This window comes from Streptococcus sp. 32226D021BW (assembly GCF_053545015.1).
In genome coordinates this window covers 100693-119220 of record NZ_JBPPVC010000004.1, presented here as the reverse complement: position 1 = coordinate 119220, position 18528 = coordinate 100693, and the positions used below count along the sequence as shown (strand labels likewise).

General features: G+C 44.4%; 19 protein-coding genes, 2 tRNA genes and 1 pseudogene. 18 read left to right on the top strand and 4 right to left on the bottom strand.

The genetic code is table 11. The annotated features are described in order from the left end of the window. The first annotated feature begins 242 nt into the window (after positions 1-242). Entirely contained in the window at positions 243-1820 is a 1578-nt protein-coding gene (locus ACEE44_RS04140) for an ATP-binding cassette domain-containing protein (RefSeq protein ID WP_449171366.1), read from the top strand. 221 nt (positions 1821-2041) lie between these two features. Here the strand turns inward: ACEE44_RS04140 and ACEE44_RS04135 are convergent. Continuing rightward, a tRNA-Leu gene (locus ACEE44_RS04135) sits at positions 2042-2123 on the bottom strand. A gap of 122 nt (positions 2124-2245) precedes the next feature. Between ACEE44_RS04135 and ACEE44_RS04130 the strand changes: the two genes are divergently transcribed. The 13 genes and pseudogenes from ACEE44_RS04130 to ACEE44_RS04070 form a co-directional block, all read left to right on the top strand. Beyond that, on the top strand, positions 2246-2923 hold the full coding sequence (locus ACEE44_RS04130; protein ID WP_248060809.1) for a recombinase family protein: 678 nt from the start codon (positions 2246-2248) through the stop codon (positions 2921-2923). Between the two features lie 235 nt (positions 2924-3158). Next, positions 3159-4397 carry an LPXTG cell wall anchor domain-containing protein gene (locus ACEE44_RS04125; protein WP_171999083.1) on the top strand — a complete coding sequence of 413 codons (1239 nt, stop codon included), beginning with the start codon at positions 3159-3161 and terminating at the stop codon, positions 4395-4397. A gap of 159 nt (positions 4398-4556) precedes the next feature. Beyond that, a complete protein-coding gene (gene rsgA, locus ACEE44_RS04120) occupies positions 4557-5432 on the top strand; it encodes a ribosome small subunit-dependent GTPase A (RefSeq protein WP_125183861.1) in 876 nt (291 codons plus the stop codon). Between the two features lie 14 nt (positions 5433-5446). Beyond that, complete coding sequence (gene rpe / locus ACEE44_RS04115) at positions 5447-6106, top strand: ribulose-phosphate 3-epimerase (RefSeq protein ID WP_024409901.1); 660 nt, start codon at positions 5447-5449, stop codon at positions 6104-6106. Next, on the top strand, positions 6099-6731 hold the full coding sequence (locus tag ACEE44_RS04110) for a thiamine diphosphokinase (RefSeq protein ID WP_449171365.1): 633 nt from the start codon (positions 6099-6101) through the stop codon (positions 6729-6731). The genes rpe and ACEE44_RS04110 overlap by 8 nt, the downstream gene beginning before the upstream one ends. Then, the gene (locus ACEE44_RS04105; RefSeq protein WP_449171364.1) at positions 6732-7970 is read left to right on the top strand and encodes a DNA recombination protein RmuC; all 1239 of its coding nucleotides are present in this window, start codon (positions 6732-6734) and stop codon (positions 7968-7970) included. It begins immediately after the preceding gene. Further along, on the top strand, positions 7960-8901 hold the full coding sequence (locus tag ACEE44_RS04100) for a 3'-5' exoribonuclease YhaM family protein (protein WP_024386106.1): 942 nt from the start codon (positions 7960-7962) through the stop codon (positions 8899-8901). Before ACEE44_RS04105 ends, ACEE44_RS04100 begins: the two co-directional genes overlap by 11 nt. Continuing rightward, positions 8901-9767 (top strand): aminoglycoside phosphotransferase family protein, encoded by an 867-nt coding sequence (locus ACEE44_RS04095; protein WP_449171363.1) that lies wholly within the window; start codon positions 8901-8903, stop codon positions 9765-9767. Before ACEE44_RS04100 ends, ACEE44_RS04095 begins: the two co-directional genes overlap by 1 nt. Positions 9768-9868: 101 nt before the next feature. Continuing rightward, on the top strand, positions 9869-10681 hold the full coding sequence (gene purR / locus ACEE44_RS04090) for a pur operon repressor (RefSeq protein ID WP_449171362.1): 813 nt from the start codon (positions 9869-9871) through the stop codon (positions 10679-10681). Between the two features lie 190 nt (positions 10682-10871). Continuing rightward, entirely contained in the window at positions 10872-11171 is a 300-nt protein-coding gene (locus ACEE44_RS04085) for a hypothetical protein (RefSeq protein ID WP_449171361.1), read from the top strand. A gap of 28 nt (positions 11172-11199) precedes the next feature. After that, positions 11200-12078, top strand: coding sequence for a hypothetical protein (locus tag ACEE44_RS04080; RefSeq protein ID WP_449171360.1), 879 nt, complete (start codon positions 11200-11202; stop codon positions 12076-12078). Continuing rightward, entirely contained in the window at positions 12071-12379 is a 309-nt protein-coding gene (locus ACEE44_RS04075) for a DUF4176 domain-containing protein (RefSeq protein ID WP_024407992.1), read from the top strand. Before ACEE44_RS04080 ends, ACEE44_RS04075 begins: the two co-directional genes overlap by 8 nt. A gap of 239 nt (positions 12380-12618) precedes the next feature. Further along, positions 12619-12966 (top strand): annotated as a pseudogene (locus tag ACEE44_RS04070) (type VII secretion protein EssC); the annotation flags it as partial. Between the two features lie 54 nt (positions 12967-13020). Here ACEE44_RS04070 and ACEE44_RS04065 read toward each other — a convergent pair. After that, a complete protein-coding gene (locus ACEE44_RS04065) occupies positions 13021-13884 on the bottom strand; it encodes an RluA family pseudouridine synthase (protein WP_449171359.1) in 864 nt (287 codons plus the stop codon). 1 nt (position 13885) lies between these two features. After that, positions 13886-14854 (bottom strand): NAD(P)/FAD-dependent oxidoreductase, encoded by a 969-nt coding sequence (locus tag ACEE44_RS04060; RefSeq protein WP_449171358.1) that lies wholly within the window; start codon positions 14852-14854, stop codon positions 13886-13888. Between the two features lie 152 nt (positions 14855-15006). Between ACEE44_RS04060 and pbp2a the strand changes: the two genes are divergently transcribed. The 4 genes from pbp2a to nusG all read left to right on the top strand — a co-directional run bounded on the left by pbp2a (position 15007) and on the right by nusG (position 18248). Beyond that, a complete protein-coding gene (pbp2a, locus tag ACEE44_RS04055) occupies positions 15007-17226 on the top strand; it encodes a penicillin-binding protein PBP2A (RefSeq protein WP_449171357.1) in 2220 nt (739 codons plus the stop codon). A gap of 33 nt (positions 17227-17259) precedes the next feature. Further along, positions 17260-17412 carry a 50S ribosomal protein L33 gene (gene rpmG, locus ACEE44_RS04050; protein WP_002940258.1) on the top strand — a complete coding sequence of 51 codons (153 nt, stop codon included), beginning with the start codon at positions 17260-17262 and terminating at the stop codon, positions 17410-17412. A 9-nt stretch (positions 17413-17421) separates the two neighbouring features. Continuing rightward, positions 17422-17598: a preprotein translocase subunit SecE gene (gene secE, locus ACEE44_RS04045; RefSeq protein ID WP_105124308.1), complete on the top strand. Its 177-nt coding sequence runs from the start codon at positions 17422-17424 to the stop codon at positions 17596-17598. Positions 17599-17708: 110 nt separating this feature from the next. Beyond that, complete coding sequence (nusG, locus tag ACEE44_RS04040) at positions 17709-18248, top strand: transcription termination/antitermination protein NusG (protein ID WP_002940254.1); 540 nt, start codon at positions 17709-17711, stop codon at positions 18246-18248. Positions 18249-18429: 181 nt separating this feature from the next. Here nusG and ACEE44_RS04035 read toward each other — a convergent pair. Then, positions 18430-18500 (bottom strand) — tRNA-Cys (locus ACEE44_RS04035). Between the last annotated feature and the right edge of the window lie 28 nt (positions 18501-18528).

Here is an 18528-nt window from a genome sequence, read left to right as displayed (position 1 = left end):
GAACTTTGTTCGCAACAGTCGTAATGGTCAGATTTGGAGTGTGAAACACGAACAAATCTGCCAATCAACCACTGCGCTGAGATGTTGGCACTAACTTTGAGAAGCGAGGCTGGACTTTATGCCTAGCTTCTTTTTCTTTATGTGAAAATTCACACAAACATGGGCAGTTGTGGTATAATAACGGTGTTTAATACAGATTTTTCATTGCTTTACTTAAAAATCTATCAAACGGTGGAGGAGAAATGAAAAAGAGGAATTTTTGGCTAACCTTATCTTGTATTTTTGCAGTAGCCCTGCTAAATGTTGGCTTTCTGTACCAATATCGCTATATTATTGATGCTATTGCAGCTGGAGATAGACAAGCCTTTGTGTCTTATTTTGTGCAGATGGGACTAACTGTCCTTGTCATGCTGGTCTTCGAATACATTCGTCAAATTGCCAATGTTAGTTATCTCAATCAAGTAGGTTTCCACTTGCAGGCGACCTTTATTGGGAAAATGTTTGATTTACCTTTTAGGCAGTTTGTTGAGCAGGGGGCAGGGGCCTATATTTCCCAGCTCAATAATGATTTGGAGACGGTGAAAGAAGATTATTACGACGCTTTCTTTACGATTTTTCAAGGTGCTTGTACCTTTGGCATTGCCAGTCTAGCCTTGCTTAGCTTGGATGGTCTGACTGCTATTTTCTTAATTCTGATTTCCTTTTTGCCAGTTGTGATTCCCTATTTGTTTAAAAAGCGGAGAAGGCTCAATCAGGAGGCGATTTCGGACAGTCAGCAGGTCTATAATACAAGGGTTTCAGATGTCTTTCTGAGTTATTTGCAAGTGAAAAATAGCCGCCAAAGACAGCAAGTTTTAGATGGGCTGAATAATCGCTATCGAGCAGTCAATGACAAGGTCAATCAGGCCAATCGAACGACAGTAACCATGCGGCTCTTAGTCGGTTTGGTCTTTTATCTGACCACTCTTTCGATTATCTTTATCGGTGGTTTTCAGGTTTTATCTGGGGCCTTGACCATCGGTGGCTTGACAGCTATTCTGACCATTTCAGAGCAGTTGGTGGATCCCATTAATAGCATTGCGGCAGCCTTTTTGGACAGGCATGCCGTTAAGGAATTGAAGCAAGAGTTTGAGCTATCTACTTTGGGTCAAGAAACGAAGGGACAGGAACTAGCTTCAGCTTTCCAGAGTATTCAACTGGTCAAGGCTAGTTATGCCATCGGTGAGAAACAGGTCTTTGAAGACCTGACCGTAGCGTTTGAACGTGGCAAGAAGTACCTAATTCTGGGGGAAAGTGGTTCTGGCAAATCTTCCTTGGCTCTTATTTTGACCAAGAATAGCCAACTGCAAGAAGGGGATATTTACGTTGATCAAATCTCTCTTTCAGACTTATCCTACCAAGCCATTCAAGACAAGATTGCCTATCTGCCACAAGAGGGATCCCTTTTCCATGATACGGTTCTCTACAATTTGACCATGGGACGGGAGGTTCCAGACGATAGGCTGATGTTTCTCATTAAGACCATGAACCTTGACAGTCGTTTCCCAAGTTATGCTTCTTTGAACGAGGAAATTAGTGATGATAGCGGACTGTCTGGCGGACAAAAGCAACGCCTGCTCTTGATTCGTGCCTTGTTGCAAGATAAGGATATCTTGTTGCTGGATGAAAGTCTGTCTGCCTTGGATCAGGAAACCTATGCAGTGATTGAAAATTACCTTACCTCACTAGCTGATAGGACGCTCATTCATATTTCCCACCGTGTGTCCGATGATGTCCTTTCTCGTTATGATGGTGTCGTACGGATTGGGGAGAGCAATTAGTACTCTTCGAAAATCAAAATCAGACATTGTTGACTTGAAACAAAATAGAACAGGGTTCTATCTGCGTAAGTAGAAACGAACTACGTTCGCTCTATCTCCAACTTCCAAAGGTTCCCCAAACCTTTGGAGCTAGACTGTTTTTGATTTTCATTGAGTATGAGTGAGAAGATATAAAAATGACCCCAAGTCATCAACTCTGACTTGGGGTTTCTCGTTTATCATGCGGAGGAAGGGATTTGAACCCTCACACCCGATGGGCACATGCGCCTGAAGCATGCGTGTCTGCCGTTCCACCACCTCCGCTTGCTTTTTATTATACTATTTTTTTCTTGACTTGGCTAGGGGAAAATGGAATGATGGGCAAACATTCGCCACATGACTGTCCAAACCAGCCCCTGCTACTAGAATAAATCAAGGAGGAAATTGTGAAGAAAACCATCAAACACTATCAAGAACAAGGCTCTGTCGTCATTGGCTACGCCCGTGTGAGTTCAAGGGACAATCGGCAAGAACTTGGGCTGGAAGTGCAAAAAGAAGCCCTGAACTTCTGCGACAGGCTCTATATCGAAAAGGAATCGGGAGGCTATCAAGACCGGCCACAACTTCAAAAAGCTCTCAAACTGGCCAAGGCCTGTGCAGAAAGTGGGATAGAAACCAGCCTTGTGGTCTATAAGCTAGATCGCCTGACCAGAAAGATGCTCCACCTGTCCGCTATCATCTCGGAGCTAACCAGTAATAACATCCGTCTTCAATCCATTCATGAACAAATTGAAACCAACTCGCTGACGGGCAGGTTCTTCTGTCTCATGCTGGGCTATGTGGCAGAGTGGGAGCTTCAAGCTATTTCGGAACGCACCAAGGACGGATTGCGTAAGGCTAAAGAGCGAGGGGTTAAGTTGGGCAACAAGGGGATTTCAAAAACCAAGGAAAAACAAGTGATTAACAGCTATTTGCAAGAAGAAACAACTGTCCGATCCATCGCCAAGCAGCTTAATATCTCCACAGCAACCATCTATCAGGTCTTAAAACGAAATAATATCCCATTTCGCAGTCAAAAAGCACATAATTCTTTGACAGAGAAAGCACAAAATGATAAACTGTAAGCGAATTTATGTGTTTTAGTAGACGGTCGTCTATTAAAACAATCAAAGTTATCAATAGGAAACATTCAAAATGCTGATTTGACTGGTTTTTCAAGCCTTTCCAAGTCGGCATTTTTTGATTTTTCCTTGTTTTAGTTAACGACCCTTAACTAAAACACATACAAACCCTATGGTAGCAGGGGATTATAAGAGGTTTAAAAGAAAGGGAGGGTCAGAAGACCTTAGGAAACAGAGAATGCATGCAAAAAAATTGGTTAAATGGGGCGTAGCCCTTACTTCTACCCTTGTTTTGGGTGGAGTGGTTGGTCCTGTAGGTGGGCAGTTGTTAAATGCTTCTAGTATCGTATATGCACAAAATCAGGAAAGTGTTACGGCTGTCCTTACTTTCTATGATGTATCAGACTTATCTGAAATAGCCGACCGTGTATACATAGATATTAAACCTGGAGAAAGTGTCGTTTATAATTACCCTGTATTTGACGGATATACTCTACATGAAGATTATGATAGTGTATTAATATTAGATTATGACAGTGTAGCTCGCAGAAATGGAGTGTCGATTAATACTGGATTTAGAAAGGTTGAAAAACCTGCGGAAACCCCGACAGAACAGCCAGTAGAGCAACCAGTTGAAATCCCAGTCGAACAACCAACGGAAGTTCCAGTAGAAACCCCGACAGAACAGCCAACTGATAAACCAACCGACCAACCAATTTCGGTAGCAATAATTGCAATTTCAGAAGCTGATGGTCCATTGTCTCATTACTATGTTACCCTCAATCCAGGAGAAACAAAGACGGTAGAAGCACCAAAAGTCGACGGGTATAAGCTAGATCAATACGCTGGTCCAACCTATGAGCTCACCTATGATTATGCTTTAGGTTTGATGAATTCTGGTGGTTCTGCCTGGGTCCAATTTTGGATGATTAAGGACATCGCTCCAGAAACCCCAGTCGACCAGCCTGTTGAGCAACCAGTTGAGAAGCCAGTAGAAACTCCGACAGAACAACCAGTAGAAACTCCAGCAGGACAGCCAACTGAAATCCTAGCTACAACTCCAATCGAGCAACCAGTTGAACAACCAGCTGAGAAGCCAGTAGAGCAACCAGTCGAAACTCCAGCAGGACAGCCAACTGAAACCCCAGTTGAGAAGCCAGTAGAAACACCAACAGAAAAACCCGTTGAGCAACTAGTTGAAACCCCAACCGACCAACCAACTGGAAAACCAACGGCTACCTCGCTCCTAGCTGGCAATACAACTAGCAAGGCTCAGACAGTCGCAACAACCGACAAGAAAAAGGTAGACAATTCTACTCCAAGCACAAATACTGTCAAACCAGAGGAAGGTTCTCAGGCTACTGCCAAAACCTTACCAAAAACAGGCGATAGCAGCTCTATTCTCCTAGGCTTAGGAGGCTTCTTGTCCGGTCTTTCAGGTCTGGGATTAGCTGCTACATCACGCAAAAGAGACTAGTCCATCTATGTATACCAAGAAAGCTCTCGTTTGAGGGCTTTTTTAGTTATCTCACTTTTATATAGGCTGGGAAATTCTATCTCTACAGGACTTGGCTTTACTCCCTTTTTCCTAGGAAATTTGGTATAATGGTAGCAAGTACACACAAAGGAGTCTTCATTGCAAGGAAGAATTATCAAGGCCTTGGCAGGTTTTTACTATGTTGAGGCGAATGGAATTGTTTATCAAACCAGAGCCAGAGGAAATTTTCGTAAGAAAGGCCAAACGCCCTATGTGGGTGATTTTGTGGACTTTTCTGCGGAGGAAAACTCAGAAGGCTATATTTTAAAAATCCATGAGCGGAAGAATAGTTTGGTTCGGCCTCCGATCGTCAATATCGATCAGGCGGTGGTTATCATGTCCGCCAAGGAACCTGATTTTAATGCCAATCTACTAGACCGTTTCCTAGTGCTTTTGGAACAGAAGGACATGGATCCTATTATTTATATCTCTAAGATGGACTTGGTAGAAGATCGGACGGAAATGGATGCCTTCAAGGCTATCTATGAGAAAATTGGCTATCCATTTGTCTATAGTTTGGAGGAATTGACGCCATTATTGCAGGATAAGGTGACGGTCTTTATGGGGCAGACAGGGGTTGGTAAATCGACTCTTCTCAATCGCATTGCACCAGAATTAGCCTTGGAAACAGGGGCTATTTCAGATAGTCTGGGGCGGGGTCGCCATACCACTCGTGCGGTCAGCTTCTACAATGTCTTCGGTGGGAAAATTGCGGATACGCCAGGTTTTTCATCCCTAGACTATGAAGTCAAGGAGGCTGAGGCTCTGACAGATTGTTTCCCAGAGATTGCAGAAAGCAGCCAGGACTGCAAATTTAGGACCTGTACCCATACCCATGAGCCGGATTGTGCGGTCAAGGAAGCTGTTGCCAGCTCTGCCATTTCCCAAAGTCGCTTTGACAATTATCTTCAATTCCTCAGCGAAATCCAAAATCAGCGCGAAACCTATGCCAAGGTAAGTAAGAAATTCAAATAGAAAGTTGGTTCTGTATGTCACATTATAAGATTGCACCGTCTATTTTGGCGGCAGATTATGCAAATTTTGAAAAAGAGCTCAAGCGTCTAGAAAAGACAGGTGTGGAGTATGTGCACATTGATGTCATGGACGGTCATTTCGTGCCAAATATTAGCTTTGGGGCGGATGTGGTTGCGGCCATGCGTCCTCATAGCAAGCTGGTTTTCGATTGCCATCTAATGGTGTCTAATCCTGAAAATCATATTGAGACCTTTGCTCGAGCAGGTGCGGATATCTTGACTATTCACGCAGAAGCAACGGTTCACTTGCATGGGACCCTCCAAAAAATTCGTGCGGCTGGTATGAAGGTGGGTGTGGTGATCAATCCAGGCACTCCTCTTGTGACCATTGAGCCTGTGCTCAACTTGGTGGATCAGGTTCTGCTCATGACGGTCAACCCAGGTTTTGGTGGACAAGCCTACATTCCAGAAGTGGCTGAGAAGATTGCAGATTTGGTTAAACTCCGTGAAGCCAAAGGCTTGACCTTTGACATCGAAGTGGACGGTGGGATTGACGACAAGACCATTCATTCAGCCAAAAATGCGGGTGCCAATGTCTTTGTGGCTGGTTCCTACCTCTTCAAAGGCGATTTGGATGCCAACGTTGCCAAACTGAGAGCTGCCCTCAATGATTAAGATTGCTGTCATTGCAGGCGGTTCCTTTGACTGCCTTCCTGAGCCTGCCGACCTCTATGTGGGGGTAGATGCAGGCTCTCTTCGTCTTCTGGACCATTCCCTGCCTCTTGACTGGGCTATCGGTGATTTTGACTCGGTGACCTCGGAGGAGTTGGTGCGGATAAAGGGTCTGGCAGAGCGTTTTTTGCAAGCTCCTGCTGAAAAAGATGATACAGATTTGGAGCTGGCTTTAAAGGAAATCTTCAAGGCCTATCCGCAGGCTCAGGTCCGTATCTACGGAGCTTTGGGTGGGCGTATGGACCATATGATGGCCAATCTCTTTTTGGCTGCAGAGCCGGACTTGGCAGCCTATATGGAGCAGATTGAATTGGTGGACAGTCAGAACGTCGTCCGTTTTCGACCTGCAGGTCAGCACCGTTTGTCACCGATTGCTGGTATGAAGTACATTTCCTTTATGCCGTCGGACCAAAGCTGCCTGACCATTCGTCATGCCAAGTACCCGCTGGATGCCAGCAATTATTTTTTCAAAAAATGCTATGCTTCTAACGAATTTATAGATAGGGACATAGACATTCAACTGGATCAGGGCTACGTGGTCCTGATCTACAGTAAGGACAAGAATTAGATGGATATTGTACTACTTATTTTGCTGATACTGGTCTTGCTTGCCTTGGTTTTTCTTTATGGAAAATGGCAGAGCTTGGCCCTGCTTTTGCAAGATCAGGCAGAAGACACTGCAGACAACTTGTCTGATCAGCTCAGCTATCAACTAGAAAATGCAACCCTTAAACAGCAACAAGCCATTCACCAGGAAGTGGAAAGACTTCGCACGGAGCTTTACCAACAGCTAACCGACATCCGTCAAGAGCTGAATAAGAGCCACTTGGAAAATCGAGATGCCACCGACCGCCGTTTGCAGGCCATTCAGGAGTCCAATGAAAAACGCCTGGAAGAAATGCGGCAAACAGTCGAGGAAAAGCTGGAGAAAACCCTGCAAACCCGCCTACAAGCCTCCTTTGAAACGGTGTCCAAGCAGTTGGAATCAGTCAATCGTGGTCTGGGTGAAATGCAGACGGTGGCGCGTGATGTGGGTAGTCTGAACAAGGTCCTGTCTGGCACCAAAACCCGTGGCATCATGGGTGAATTGCAGTTGGGACAGATTATCGAGGATATTTTGACACCTAGCCAATATGAGCGAGAGTTTGCCACAGTTTCAGGCTCTAGTGAGCGCGTGGAGTATGCGGTCAAGCTACCAGGACGGACCGAGGGAGACTATATCTATCTGCCAATCGATTCCAAGTTTCCGTTGGCGGACTATTATCGCTTGGAAGATGCCTACGAAAGTGGCGATAAGGACCAGATTGACTTCCACCGCAAAAATCTTTTAGCGGCTATTAAACGTTTTGCCAAGGACATTCAGAGCAAGTACCTCAATCCGCCTGAAACGACTAATTTTGGTGTGTTGTTCTTGCCAACCGAAGGACTTTATTCAGAGGTGGTCCGCAATCCCATTTTCTTTGATGAGCTTCGCCGTCAGGAAAATATCGTGGTAGCAGGACCGACCACCCTGTCTGCCCTACTCAATTCCCTCTCCGTCGGCTTTAAGACCCTCAACATTCAACGGTCAGCCGATGATATTTCCAAGGTCTTGGGCAATGTCAAGCTGGAATTTGGCAAGTTTTCTGACCTCTTGCTTAAGGCTCAGAAACAACTCAATCAAGCCAGCAGCAATATTGATAAACTCCTAACCACTCGCACCAACGCTATCGAGCGTAGTCTCCGTACCATTGACCTGTACGAAGATGACCAAACCAAGGGACTGCTTGGCCTGTCCCCATTAGATGAGGAAGATAATGAAAATTAATCAAATGAAAAAAGATGAATTCTTCGAAGGGTTCTATCTGATCAAGACAGCTGAAGTCCGTCAAACACGAGCTGGAAAAGACTACCTAGCGCTAACTTTCCAAGATGATACGGGCGAGATTGAAGGCAAGGTCTGGGATGCCCAGCCAGGGAAAATCAAGGACTTTACTGCTGGAACTGTTGTTCACATGCAGGGACGCCGTGAGGTTTACAACAATACCCCTCAGGTCAACCAGCTTGTTCTTCGTTTGCCAAAGGCAGGCGAGCCCAACGACCCTGCTGATTTCAAGGAAAAACCACCTGTTGATGTCAAGGACACCAAGGACTACCTGAGCCAGATGATTTTCCGCATTGAAAATGCCACATGGCAGCGGATTGTCCGTGCTCTCTACAGCAAGTACGACAAGGAATTTTATTCCTATCCAGCAGCCAAGACCAATCACCATGCCTTCTACTCAGGCTTGTCCTTCCATACAGCGACCATGGTACGCTTGGCTGATAAAATTGGTGATATTTATCCCCAGCTCAACAAGAGCCTGCTCTTTGCAGGGATTATGCTCCATGACCTAGCCAAGGTTATCGAATTGACTGGTCCAGACAATACTGGCTACACTGTCCGTGGCAATCTGATTGGGCACATTTCCTTGATTGACGAAGAGATTACCAAGGTATTGATGGAATTGGGCATCGATGACAGTCTGGAGGAAGTGACTGTTCTGCGCCATGTCATCCTCAGCCACCATGGTTTGCTGGAGTATGGAAGCCCTGTCCGTCCGCAGATTATGGAGGCGGAAATCCTCCACATGATTGACAACATTGATGCGGAAATGATGATGATGCTATCAGCCTTGGACAAGGTCGGCCCAGGCGAGATGACCAACCGCATCTTTGCCATGGATAACCGCGCTTTCTATAAACCCAATATCGACTGATGGCAGTTCGGATAGTGTCTCGACAGCCCCTCACCAAAGGCTGGTCCACGGACCGAAAGTACAAGGTCCAGCTAGAAGATGGTCGCCTTGGTCTTTTGAGAATAGCAGAGCGACCAGTCTATGAGGTTAAGCGATTAGAGTTTCAGTTAGTTGAAAACCTGTTTGGTCTAGGTTTGCCTGTGGCAGAGCCACTAAGTTTTTGGGCGGATGACTTGTCAGTCTACACCCTTTATGAATGGATGAAAGGTCAGGATATGAATGACTTGGCTACCAGTCTGTCAGAACAAACCTTATATGAATTGGGCTGTCAGACTGGAAAGTTTTTACGCGCCCTGCATGGTCTGTCAATTGACCAAAGCCAACGGGACTGGAACAGTTTTTATCAGGCTAAGATTGACAATAAATTAGCGGCCTACCAAGCAGCTAGTCATTCCTATCCAACTGGACCAGCCATGATTGATTTTGTTCAGGCCAATCGTCACTTGCTTGAAGGGAGATCGATTGCCTACCATCATGGTGATTTTCACACTGGTAACTTCCTACTGGGCCAGGATGGAAGACTGAAAATTTTAGACTTTGATCGCTACGACATAGGAGACCCTTGGGAAGAATTCAACCGTTTGATTTTCACGGCAGACTTGTCTCCAGCCTTTGCGCGTGGTCAGCTGGATGCCTATTTTGAAGGACATATTCCTGAAGAATTTTGGAGGCTTCTAGCCCTTTATCTGACCGTGAATAGTCTGGGAGCTCTTTCTTGGGCGGAGCAGGTGGATCCCCTCCAAATCCCCTTGATGAAAGAACAGGCTGATGCTATTTGGACTTGGTATCAAGGCTATAGCAGGCTTCGACCATCATGGTATTTGTGAAAAATGAACAAAATACGAAAAAAGCGGACTTTTTAAAATAAAAAAGTTCGCTTTTTGCATAGATTGTGCTATAATAGGAAAAAGCCAAAAAGGAGAACGATATGAAATTAAGAAGAAGTGAACGAATGGTTGTTATCTCTAACTACCTCATCAATCACCCTTACGAATTAACAAGCTTGAATACCTTTGCGGAAAAGTATGAGTCTGCTAAGTCTTCGATTTCAGAAGATATTGCTATTATTAAAAAGGCATTTGAAGAAAGTTCGATTGGTCAAATTGAAACCATTACCGGTGCCAGTGGAGGTGTTGTGTTCACGCCTTCTATTTCTAAGGAAGAGTCCATCGAGATTGCCCAAACTCTTCGTGACCAGATGGCTGAAAGTAACCGGATTTTGCCAGGTGGCTATATTTACTCATCTGACCTTCTTTCAACACCTCATGTCTTGAAAAACGTTGGTCGTATTATTGCCAATTCTTTTAAGGAAGAAAAGATTGATGCCGTCATGACGGTTGCGACAAAGGGTGTTCCCTTGGCCAATGCCGTTGCCAATGTACTCAATGTTCCATTTGTTATCGTTCGTCGAGACCTCAAGATTACAGAGGGTTCAACCGTTTCGGTTAACTATGTGTCAGGATCGAGCGACCGTATTGAGAAGATGTTCCTATCCAAGCGTAGTTTGAAGGCAGGAAGTCGTGTCTTGATTGTTGATGACTTCTTGAAAAATGGTGGTACCATCAATGGTATGATCAGTCTACTCTCTGAGTTTGATTCAACCTTGGTTGGCGTAGCTGTCTTTGCGGAAAATCAAAAAGGTGACCGCAACGTAGCCAACTATAAATCGCTTCTAGCCGTGACCGACATCAATGTCAAAGAAAATCGCGTGGATGTTGAGTTGGGTAATATTTTTGAGTAACTTTTACTGGTCAGCACTTCAAGAGATGTAAGCTGCCCCCTATTTAGATTATGCGTGCATAAAAAAGCTGAGTGTTCAGCTTTTTTTGGTGGCTTCAAACTCATATCTGAACGACATTTTTAAACATGCTATCTTATCTAGAATTTTGGTATAATAGTAGAGCAGGTTGATTTGATAAGGATGAGAAAACATGAAAAAAACAGTATGGAATGCCTCTTTAGAAGAGAGCATGGGGTTGGTAACGGATCAGTACATTCAGACTTCAATGGAGGACATAGAGAAAAACGGTTATGGAAAGAAAATCTTGGGATTTTTGACTGTTAATCTCTTCATGTATTTAATAACATTTATTGGTAGATATGTTGATTCACAAATCATATTAACTCTATTTAAAAGTACGGAGGTATTAGTAAGTATTCCCTTCTTTCTAGGGCTACTTGTTACATTTTTGTATGTAAAGCCATCAAGGGTAAGTAGCTACAGTCTCTGATACATTTGGAGAATTCGGGTAATAGGTTATGAAGAAAAAGTCAATTTTTAGTGCTAGTTTTGAAGAGAGTCTCAATCTTGAGGATGATGGATTTTTAAAATTGCAGCAGGATCAACATGATAAAACTGCTAAATATTTTAAAGGTGGAAGGACATCAATGTGGTTTATCATCCGAAGCTTAATTGTAACGCTAATTTGTCCTATTGGATTTAATTTTTCCACGCTAGTTGTTTCCATGATGTTTCATGATAGCCAAACTTTAACTATACCAATCGCAGAATCTCCCTCGTTGACGGTGAGTATTTATCTAATCCTTCTCCTAATTTGGCTCTTATTAGTGGTGATCGGAAAATTTGTTAAACGAATGTACCTTTTTCCTTATCGATATCAATTTCATGCTTTCACATTTATGAATTGGTTTGCATTAGAATTCAATTTAGTATTTAATGACTTTTTGTTACCTGCATTATCATTTTTGGGGGTTATTGCTGTCTATACTTTTATTGGATTTTTGGGCTATTTCATGATTACGATAGAGGTTGGAAACCTTAGAAAACTAATGTACAGAACGGTTAGTGCTCCTAGTTTGATCGATAAAATCGCCAATAAAATTGCTATTTATGGGATGGGAGTTTTAAGTTTGGGCGTCATTGTTAACTTTATTCTGAAAGGAGTGGGAATGAAGTTCGCGACATCAATGACGGCATTAGGTTTTCTGCTTACATGGTTTGTGGGGAATATTGTGATAATGGCAATTACGATTTTCATTGGATTCCCCTACTTCCTTCAGGCCTACTACAAATGGAAATATCCAGAAGAATACCGAGAATGGGAAGGGAAATCCCTTGAGGACTGGTACGGTAAAAGGTATTTGAAAAAACACAAGGAGTTATTAGAAAATGAATAAATCAAAAGAGTTACTTCCTCTTGGAAGTGTTGTTTACTTGGAAGAGGGAACTCAAAAACTTGTTATTGTTGGTCGTGGGGTTATTTTCAATGATCCAGATAGTGGCGAACAAGCACTTGCAGATTATATGGGTGTGTTGTATCCATCCGGTTTCCAAACTGATTCAACCCTCTTTTTCCAACATGAAAATGTTGATAAGGTTGTTTTTAAAGGCTATTCCGATGACGAGGAAAGTCGATTTATGGAGATCTATGGACAATGGGAGTCTGATTTACAAATTCCCCGTAAACAAGTCAAATAAGACTTTGATTTGAAGTAGGACTATTTCGGTGGTTTACTCAAGTTATTTCTATCCAGACAAGATTACCTTGTCTGGATTTTTTGGTATAATGGAAGGGTAGATTTTTCATTGATGCACAAACAGCGAGGATAGACTTGGTGTAAAATGGAGCTAGAAAAAGGGATGAAATACAAGGCACTACGTTGTTTTTCTCTTTGAATAAAGTGAGTAGCTCTGCCATTTTCAAAAACCTCAAGAAAAGTATGAAGCCATCTGGTGTGGTGGATGACCAGATCTGGTCCAACTCCCGCTTCAAGCTGGCACTCAAGGTGGCAGATCGGAGCGACTCCATGGAGATGCTTAAGACGCCAGATGCGGCTGAGATTACCCAGGTGGGTCGTGGCTACCTCCAAGTCGGAAACAATGAAGTGTATGAACTCTTCCAGTCTGCCTGGTCTGGGGCTGATTACCAGCCAGATAAGGAGGAGCAGGGGATTGAGGACCATACCATCTATGCCATCAATGACATCGGTCAATATGAGATTCTCAACGAAGACCTGTCGGGTCTGGATCAGGCTGAATCCATCAAGGAGGTTCCGAGTGAGCTTCAAGTAAAAAAACACCCTCAGAGCATGAGAACTCTGGGGGTGTATTTGTTTATCTCATTTTCTCATCACCTTCTCAAAACTCTCTGACCGTGCTTCCACACTGATTTCTTTGAGTGTCAGCGGGTGGGTCAGGCTGAGTTTTTGGGCGTGGAGCATGAGACGTGGAGCAGTGACTCGACTATAGAGTGGGTCGCCAATTAGAGCATGACCATGATGAGACAAATGAACCCGGATTTGATGGGTTCGGCCTGTCTGGAGGCGACAGGAAACTAGACTATTTTTGCCAAGGGTCTTCAAGAGGCGGACCTGGGTAAGAGCTGTCTGCCCCTTGCGGTTGTCGACCACTCGCTTTCTGCGGTCGTGTCGGTCCCGTCCGATTTTATCGGTAATAGTCCAGTCTGTCATTTTTAGCTGGCCTTGGCAGAGGGCTAGGTAGTCACGGTAGATGACCTTGTCTTCCAAGAGCCGATTGAGAATGGGCAGGATAAAGGGATTTTTGGCGAAGAGAATGGCTCCGCTGGTTTCCATATCGAGTCTGTGGACCACATAGCAGGTCTGTCCCACATAGGCAGACACATGGTTGAGCAGGGCAATTTCCGTCGGCTCATTGCCGTGGGTTTTCATGCCTTCAGGTTTGTTGACGATAATGAGGTGCTCATCTTGATAGAGTTCCTCCACCAAGTCAGCCCGTCCCAGAGGAATATTTTTTTCAGGATAATCTTCCTGGTCAAAGGTCAATTCTAACAAGTCGCCTGCTGCTATCGGGCTCTGCCAGTTAATTAGCTCGCCGTTGACACGGACGTGCTTCTTGGTGCGGAGGAAGTGGCGGATTTTTCTGGGAATGAGAAAATAATCTTCCAAGACCTCCTTGACAGTCAGTTGGGGAAAGGCTTGGGGAATGCGAATATCAATTTTCATCTTATAGGCTGGTTGAGTGCTTTGGTTGCACTTTTTCGTTTGGATTGAGGTAGTTCATGGCATTGTTGACTGCGGTTGGGGCTTCTCCTAGCCCAGTCGCAATCAGGTCAACTTTGCCTTCATAGAAACAACAGTCACCGATGGCATAGATACCAGGAACAGAAGTTTCTTGCTTGCTGTTGACGACAATGCGGTGGCGACTGAGCTCCAAGCCCCATTCTTTTAGCGTGCCGACAGATGATTTGAAACCGTAGTTGACAAAGAGGTGGTCGAAAGACAGGGTCAGCTTGTCCTCGCTCTTCACCTTATCGAAATCAATGGCAGAAGCTCTGCCATTTTCCCCAGAAAGTCCTTTAGGGACAAAAGGTGTGTGAATAGTAACGCTGGACTGCTTGAGCTCTTCTACGCTGTGCTCGAGGGCTCGGAAGTTGTCGCGACGGTGGACGATCTGGGTGGTCTTAGCGATTTTTTCAAAGGCCAGGGACCAATCGACCGCAGAGTCACCGCCACCCAAAACGACGATGTCCTTGTCCGCATACTGCTGGATATTGGATACGTGGTAGTGGACGTTGTCAAAGCTGTCGGCACCGTCAATCTCCAGCGGACGAGGCTTGAAGGCCCCACCCCCCATGGCGATAATCAGGGTCTTGGTTTGGTGACTGCCCTTGTTAGTCGTTAGGGTAATGGTTTCCCCAGGCTCAATGGCAGTTAAGGTTTCATTGAGGCAGATAGTTGTGTCAAAGGGTGCCAGTTGGGCAAGGAGGTTGTCGGTCAACTCCTGTCCGGTCAGACTTGGAAAGGCCGGAATGTCCAAAATGGCCTTCTCAGGATAGAGAATGGCAGGCTGGCCACCTAGTTGAGGCAGGGAGTCAATGACTTTGACCTTGGCTTGACGGAGGTGGGCATAGAAGGCAGCGAATAAACCGACTGGGCCGCCACCGATAATGGTAATGTCATATACTTGTGTCATGGAATATCCTTTTCTTGTTCAGAATGACCCTATTTTATCATATTTTTGGAAAATTTTCTCTGTCTGTTGTCACAAGTGGTCGCAGGCTTTTTTCTGCTAGTTTTTAGGAAATGGTGTATAATGGTACAAAATTCACTAGAAAGAGGTATGTAATGGACAGAGATGATTTAGAGTATCAACCGATTGATGTACTAGAGGACTTTCAGGCTGAGCAGGAAGAGCCTCTTCGTCGTAGCCGTCGAGGAAGTGGTAAATCTTTCGAAAAAGCAAAGAAGAAGTCACGAATTCCAGAGCCGATTCGCAAATTCTGGCGTCGCTATCAGTTGACCAAGATTTTATTGATTGTGATTGGGGTCATAGTATTGACCGTAGGCGGCTATCTCTTCTTCCTAGCAAAGACAGCCAATGTTGGGGATTTACAGGAAGCTCTCAAGGCTACCACCATTATCTATGATAAGGATGGAGCAGAGGCCGGTACCCTGTCTGGTCAAAAAGGTACTTATGTGGAGCTGGATGCGATTTCGGATCATATGGAAAATGCCGTCATCGCGACAGAAGATAGGAGTTTTTATAAAAACTCAGGAATTAACTATCAGCGGACTATTCTAGCAGTCTTGACCTTGGGGCGTTCAGGTGGTGGTTCAACCATTACGCAGCAGTTAGCCAAGAATGCCTTTTTGACCCAGGACCAGACCATCAGCCGGAAGGCCAGAGAATATTTTCTTGCCCTTGAAATCAATAAAAAATACAGCAAGCAAGAAATCCTGACCATGTACCTCAACAATGCTTATTTTGGCAATGGGGTCTGGGGTGTGGAAGACGCTAGTCAAAAATATTTTGGAATTTCTGCCAGTGATTTGTCCATTGAGCAATCCGCTCTACTAGCAGGCATGTTGAAAGGTCCTGAGCTTTACAATCCCTATTACTCTATTGAGAACGCGACCAATCGTCGCGATACTATTTTACAAGTCATGGTAGATGCTGGCGTGATTGATCAGGCAACGGCTGATGCCGGTGCTCAGGTAGATGTGGCTAGTCAATTAGCTGATACTTATTCAGGAAAACAGAGCAATTACTCCTACCCATCCTATTTTGATGCGGTCATTGCAGAGGCCATTGATAGATATGGTTTGAAAGAATCGGACATCATCAACAACGGCTATCGGATTTACACGGAGATGGACCAAAATTCACAGGCCAGTATGCAGGTCATTTTTGATGATGAGTCCATGTTCCCATCCTCCAGCTATGATGGGACCTATGCCCAGGCTGCCAGTGTGGCCTTGGATCCTAAGACGGGTGGTGTACGCGCCTTGGTTGGTCGTGTCAACAGTGCAGAGGATGCAGACTTTAGAACCTTTAACTTTGCGACACAGGGGCAGAGAAGTCCTGGGTCAACCATTAAGCCTCTTGTAGCCTATGCACCTGCGGTGGCTGCGGGATGGTCCACAGACATGGCTTTGGATAACCATACGGAAACCTATGGCGATTACACCTTGCATAACTATGATCGTTCGACCTCGGATACCATTCCTATGTATCAGGCCTTGGCTCTTTCCTACAATTTGCCAGTAGCCTACATAGTGAACACCTTGGGTATTGACAAGGCCTTTGAATATGGCAAGAAGTTCGGTCTAAACATGGATGAAGTCGAAAAGGTCTTGGGTGTTTCAATTGGTTCGGGTGTGGAAACTAATCCTCTACAAATGGCCCAGGCCTATGCTGTCTTTGCTAACAAGGGTGTCATGAAAGACGCTCACTTGATTACCCGTATTGAAACAGCCAGTGGTAAGGTTCTGGCAGAGCATCGTGAAACTAGTACCAAGGTTCTTGATCGGTCGGTGGCTGATAAGATGACTTCTATGATGCTGGGAACATTTACAAACGGTACAGGTGTAACAGCTGATGCGGCAAATTACTACTTGGCTGGTAAGACGGGAACGACGGAAACCAGCTTTAATGTGGATTTGGTCAATGACCAGTGGCACATTGCCTACACGCCAGATTTGGTTATCAGTCAGTGGGTTGGTTTTGAGCAGACGGATGAAAACCACTATATTGACAGCGGCAGTTATTGGATGGCGCCAGCAGTCTTTCAAACGGTTGCCAATTCGATTTTGCCTAATACTGCCGGGACACAGTTTGATGTGGAGAATGCTTATATGCAAAATGGAATTGTGGAAGTAGCAGAAGAACCAGCGACACAGTCTGAGGTTGGCATTAGCCAGGAGCAGGTGCAGGAGATTTCCGATCAAGCTCGTAATCTGATTGAGCAAACCAAGCAAAATCTGATTGATGCCCAGTTGCCAGAGAGGGCTAAATCTCTTTGGGATACGGTTACAACTTGGTTTGAGGAGTTGTCAAATCCTTAGAAACATGATAAAATGAGAAAGATGGAGGGCTTTATGGCACTAAAAAAAGCAAGCCTAGCCTGTACTGTTTGTGGTTCTCGCAACTATTCGATTAGTTTGTCGAGTAATCCCAAGCCAACACGGTTAGAAGTAAATAAATTTTGTAAACATTGTGGACAATACACCGTTCACAAGGAAACCAGATAGGAGTAGCGCGTGAAATTTTTGAAAGATATTTTCCAGATTTTAAAAAAGACCGCCTGGCCAACTCGTAAGCAGAGCTGGAAGGACTTTGCCTCTGTTGTACAATACACAGCATTTTTCGTGGCAATTGTTTATCTCTTTGACTTGATTTTGTCACGTGGGATCATGAGTTTAATCAATCTTTTCTAGAAAACACTTGCCATTTGTAAAATGGAAGTGATATAATAAAGAAAAGCGAAAGCCTTCGGGCTTTTTTTAGCGTCTAAAAATGCAGTGGTTCCATAGAAAGGAAGATAAAAATGTACGATAGTTTTGATAAGGGCTGGTTTGTTTTGCAAACTTATTCAGGATATGAGAACAAGGTTAAGGAGAACTTGCTCCAACGCGCCCACACCTATAACATGTTAGAAAACATTCTTCGTGTAGAAATTCCTACTCAGACCGTTCAAGTTGAGAAGAACGGTGAGGTTAAGGAAGTAGAAGAAAACCGTTTCCCAGGTTACGTTTTGGTGGAAATGGTCATGACCGATGAAGCTTGGTTTGTAGTGCGTAACACACCAAACGTTACAGGTTTCGTAGGTTCCCACGGTAACCGTTCAAAACCAACTCCCCTCTTGGAAGAAGAAATCCGTCAAATCTTGGTATCTATGGGTCAAACTGTGCAAGAATTTGATATTGATGTCAAAGTTGGCGACACTGTGCGTATCATCGACGGTGCCTTCACCGACTACACAGGTAAAATCACAGAAATCGACAACAACAAGGTCAAAATGGTCATCTCTATGTTTGGGAATGATACCATTGCTGAAGTTAACTTGAGCCAGATTGCTGAGTTGTAATAAATCCATGCTCCTCATAGCGAAAAGCTGTGGGGAGTTTTTTGATAGTTTGAAAAGTTCTTGCCCAAAATTCGCCCCAAATTATTTTCAAACTTAACCGAATTTAACCGAATTAAAAATCAAAAAAGCCCTAAAAATCGGGCTTTTGACTTGTATAAATTCGGATAAAATCCTATAATAAAGGCGGTAGACGGATTTGAACCGACGATCAAGCTTTTGCAGAGCCGTGCCTTACCACTTGGCTATACCGCCATAACAAAGAATATTGTACCTTAAATAG

Coding starts and splice junctions, on each gene's coding strand:
- ACEE44_RS04105 (WP_449171364.1), top strand. CDS start 6,732: ATGGATATTGTACTACTTATTTTGCTGATACTGGTCTTGCTTGCCTTG.
- ACEE44_RS04060 (WP_449171358.1), bottom strand. CDS start 14,854: ATGACACAAGTATATGACATTACCATTATCGGTGGCGGCCCAGTCGGT.
- ACEE44_RS04125 (WP_171999083.1), top strand. CDS start 3,159: ATGCATGCAAAAAAATTGGTTAAATGGGGCGTAGCCCTTACTTCTACC.
- ACEE44_RS04110 (WP_449171365.1), top strand. CDS start 6,099: ATGATTAAGATTGCTGTCATTGCAGGCGGTTCCTTTGACTGCCTTCCT.
- ACEE44_RS04075 (WP_024407992.1), top strand. CDS start 12,071: ATGAATAAATCAAAAGAGTTACTTCCTCTTGGAAGTGTTGTTTACTTG.
- pbp2a (WP_449171357.1), top strand. CDS start 15,007: ATGGACAGAGATGATTTAGAGTATCAACCGATTGATGTACTAGAGGAC.
- ACEE44_RS04095 (WP_449171363.1), top strand. CDS start 8,901: ATGGCAGTTCGGATAGTGTCTCGACAGCCCCTCACCAAAGGCTGGTCC.
- ACEE44_RS04100 (WP_024386106.1), top strand. CDS start 7,960: ATGAAAATTAATCAAATGAAAAAAGATGAATTCTTCGAAGGGTTCTAT.
- ACEE44_RS04080 (WP_449171360.1), top strand. CDS start 11,200: ATGAAGAAAAAGTCAATTTTTAGTGCTAGTTTTGAAGAGAGTCTCAAT.
- nusG (WP_002940254.1), top strand. CDS start 17,709: ATGTACGATAGTTTTGATAAGGGCTGGTTTGTTTTGCAAACTTATTCA.
- ACEE44_RS04065 (WP_449171359.1), bottom strand. CDS start 13,884: ATGAAAATTGATATTCGCATTCCCCAAGCCTTTCCCCAACTGACTGTC.
- purR (WP_449171362.1), top strand. CDS start 9,869: ATGAAATTAAGAAGAAGTGAACGAATGGTTGTTATCTCTAACTACCTC.
- rpmG (WP_002940258.1), top strand. CDS start 17,260: ATGGCACTAAAAAAAGCAAGCCTAGCCTGTACTGTTTGTGGTTCTCGC.
- ACEE44_RS04140 (WP_449171366.1), top strand. CDS start 243: ATGAAAAAGAGGAATTTTTGGCTAACCTTATCTTGTATTTTTGCAGTA.
- ACEE44_RS04085 (WP_449171361.1), top strand. CDS start 10,872: ATGAAAAAAACAGTATGGAATGCCTCTTTAGAAGAGAGCATGGGGTTG.
- rpe (WP_024409901.1), top strand. CDS start 5,447: ATGTCACATTATAAGATTGCACCGTCTATTTTGGCGGCAGATTATGCA.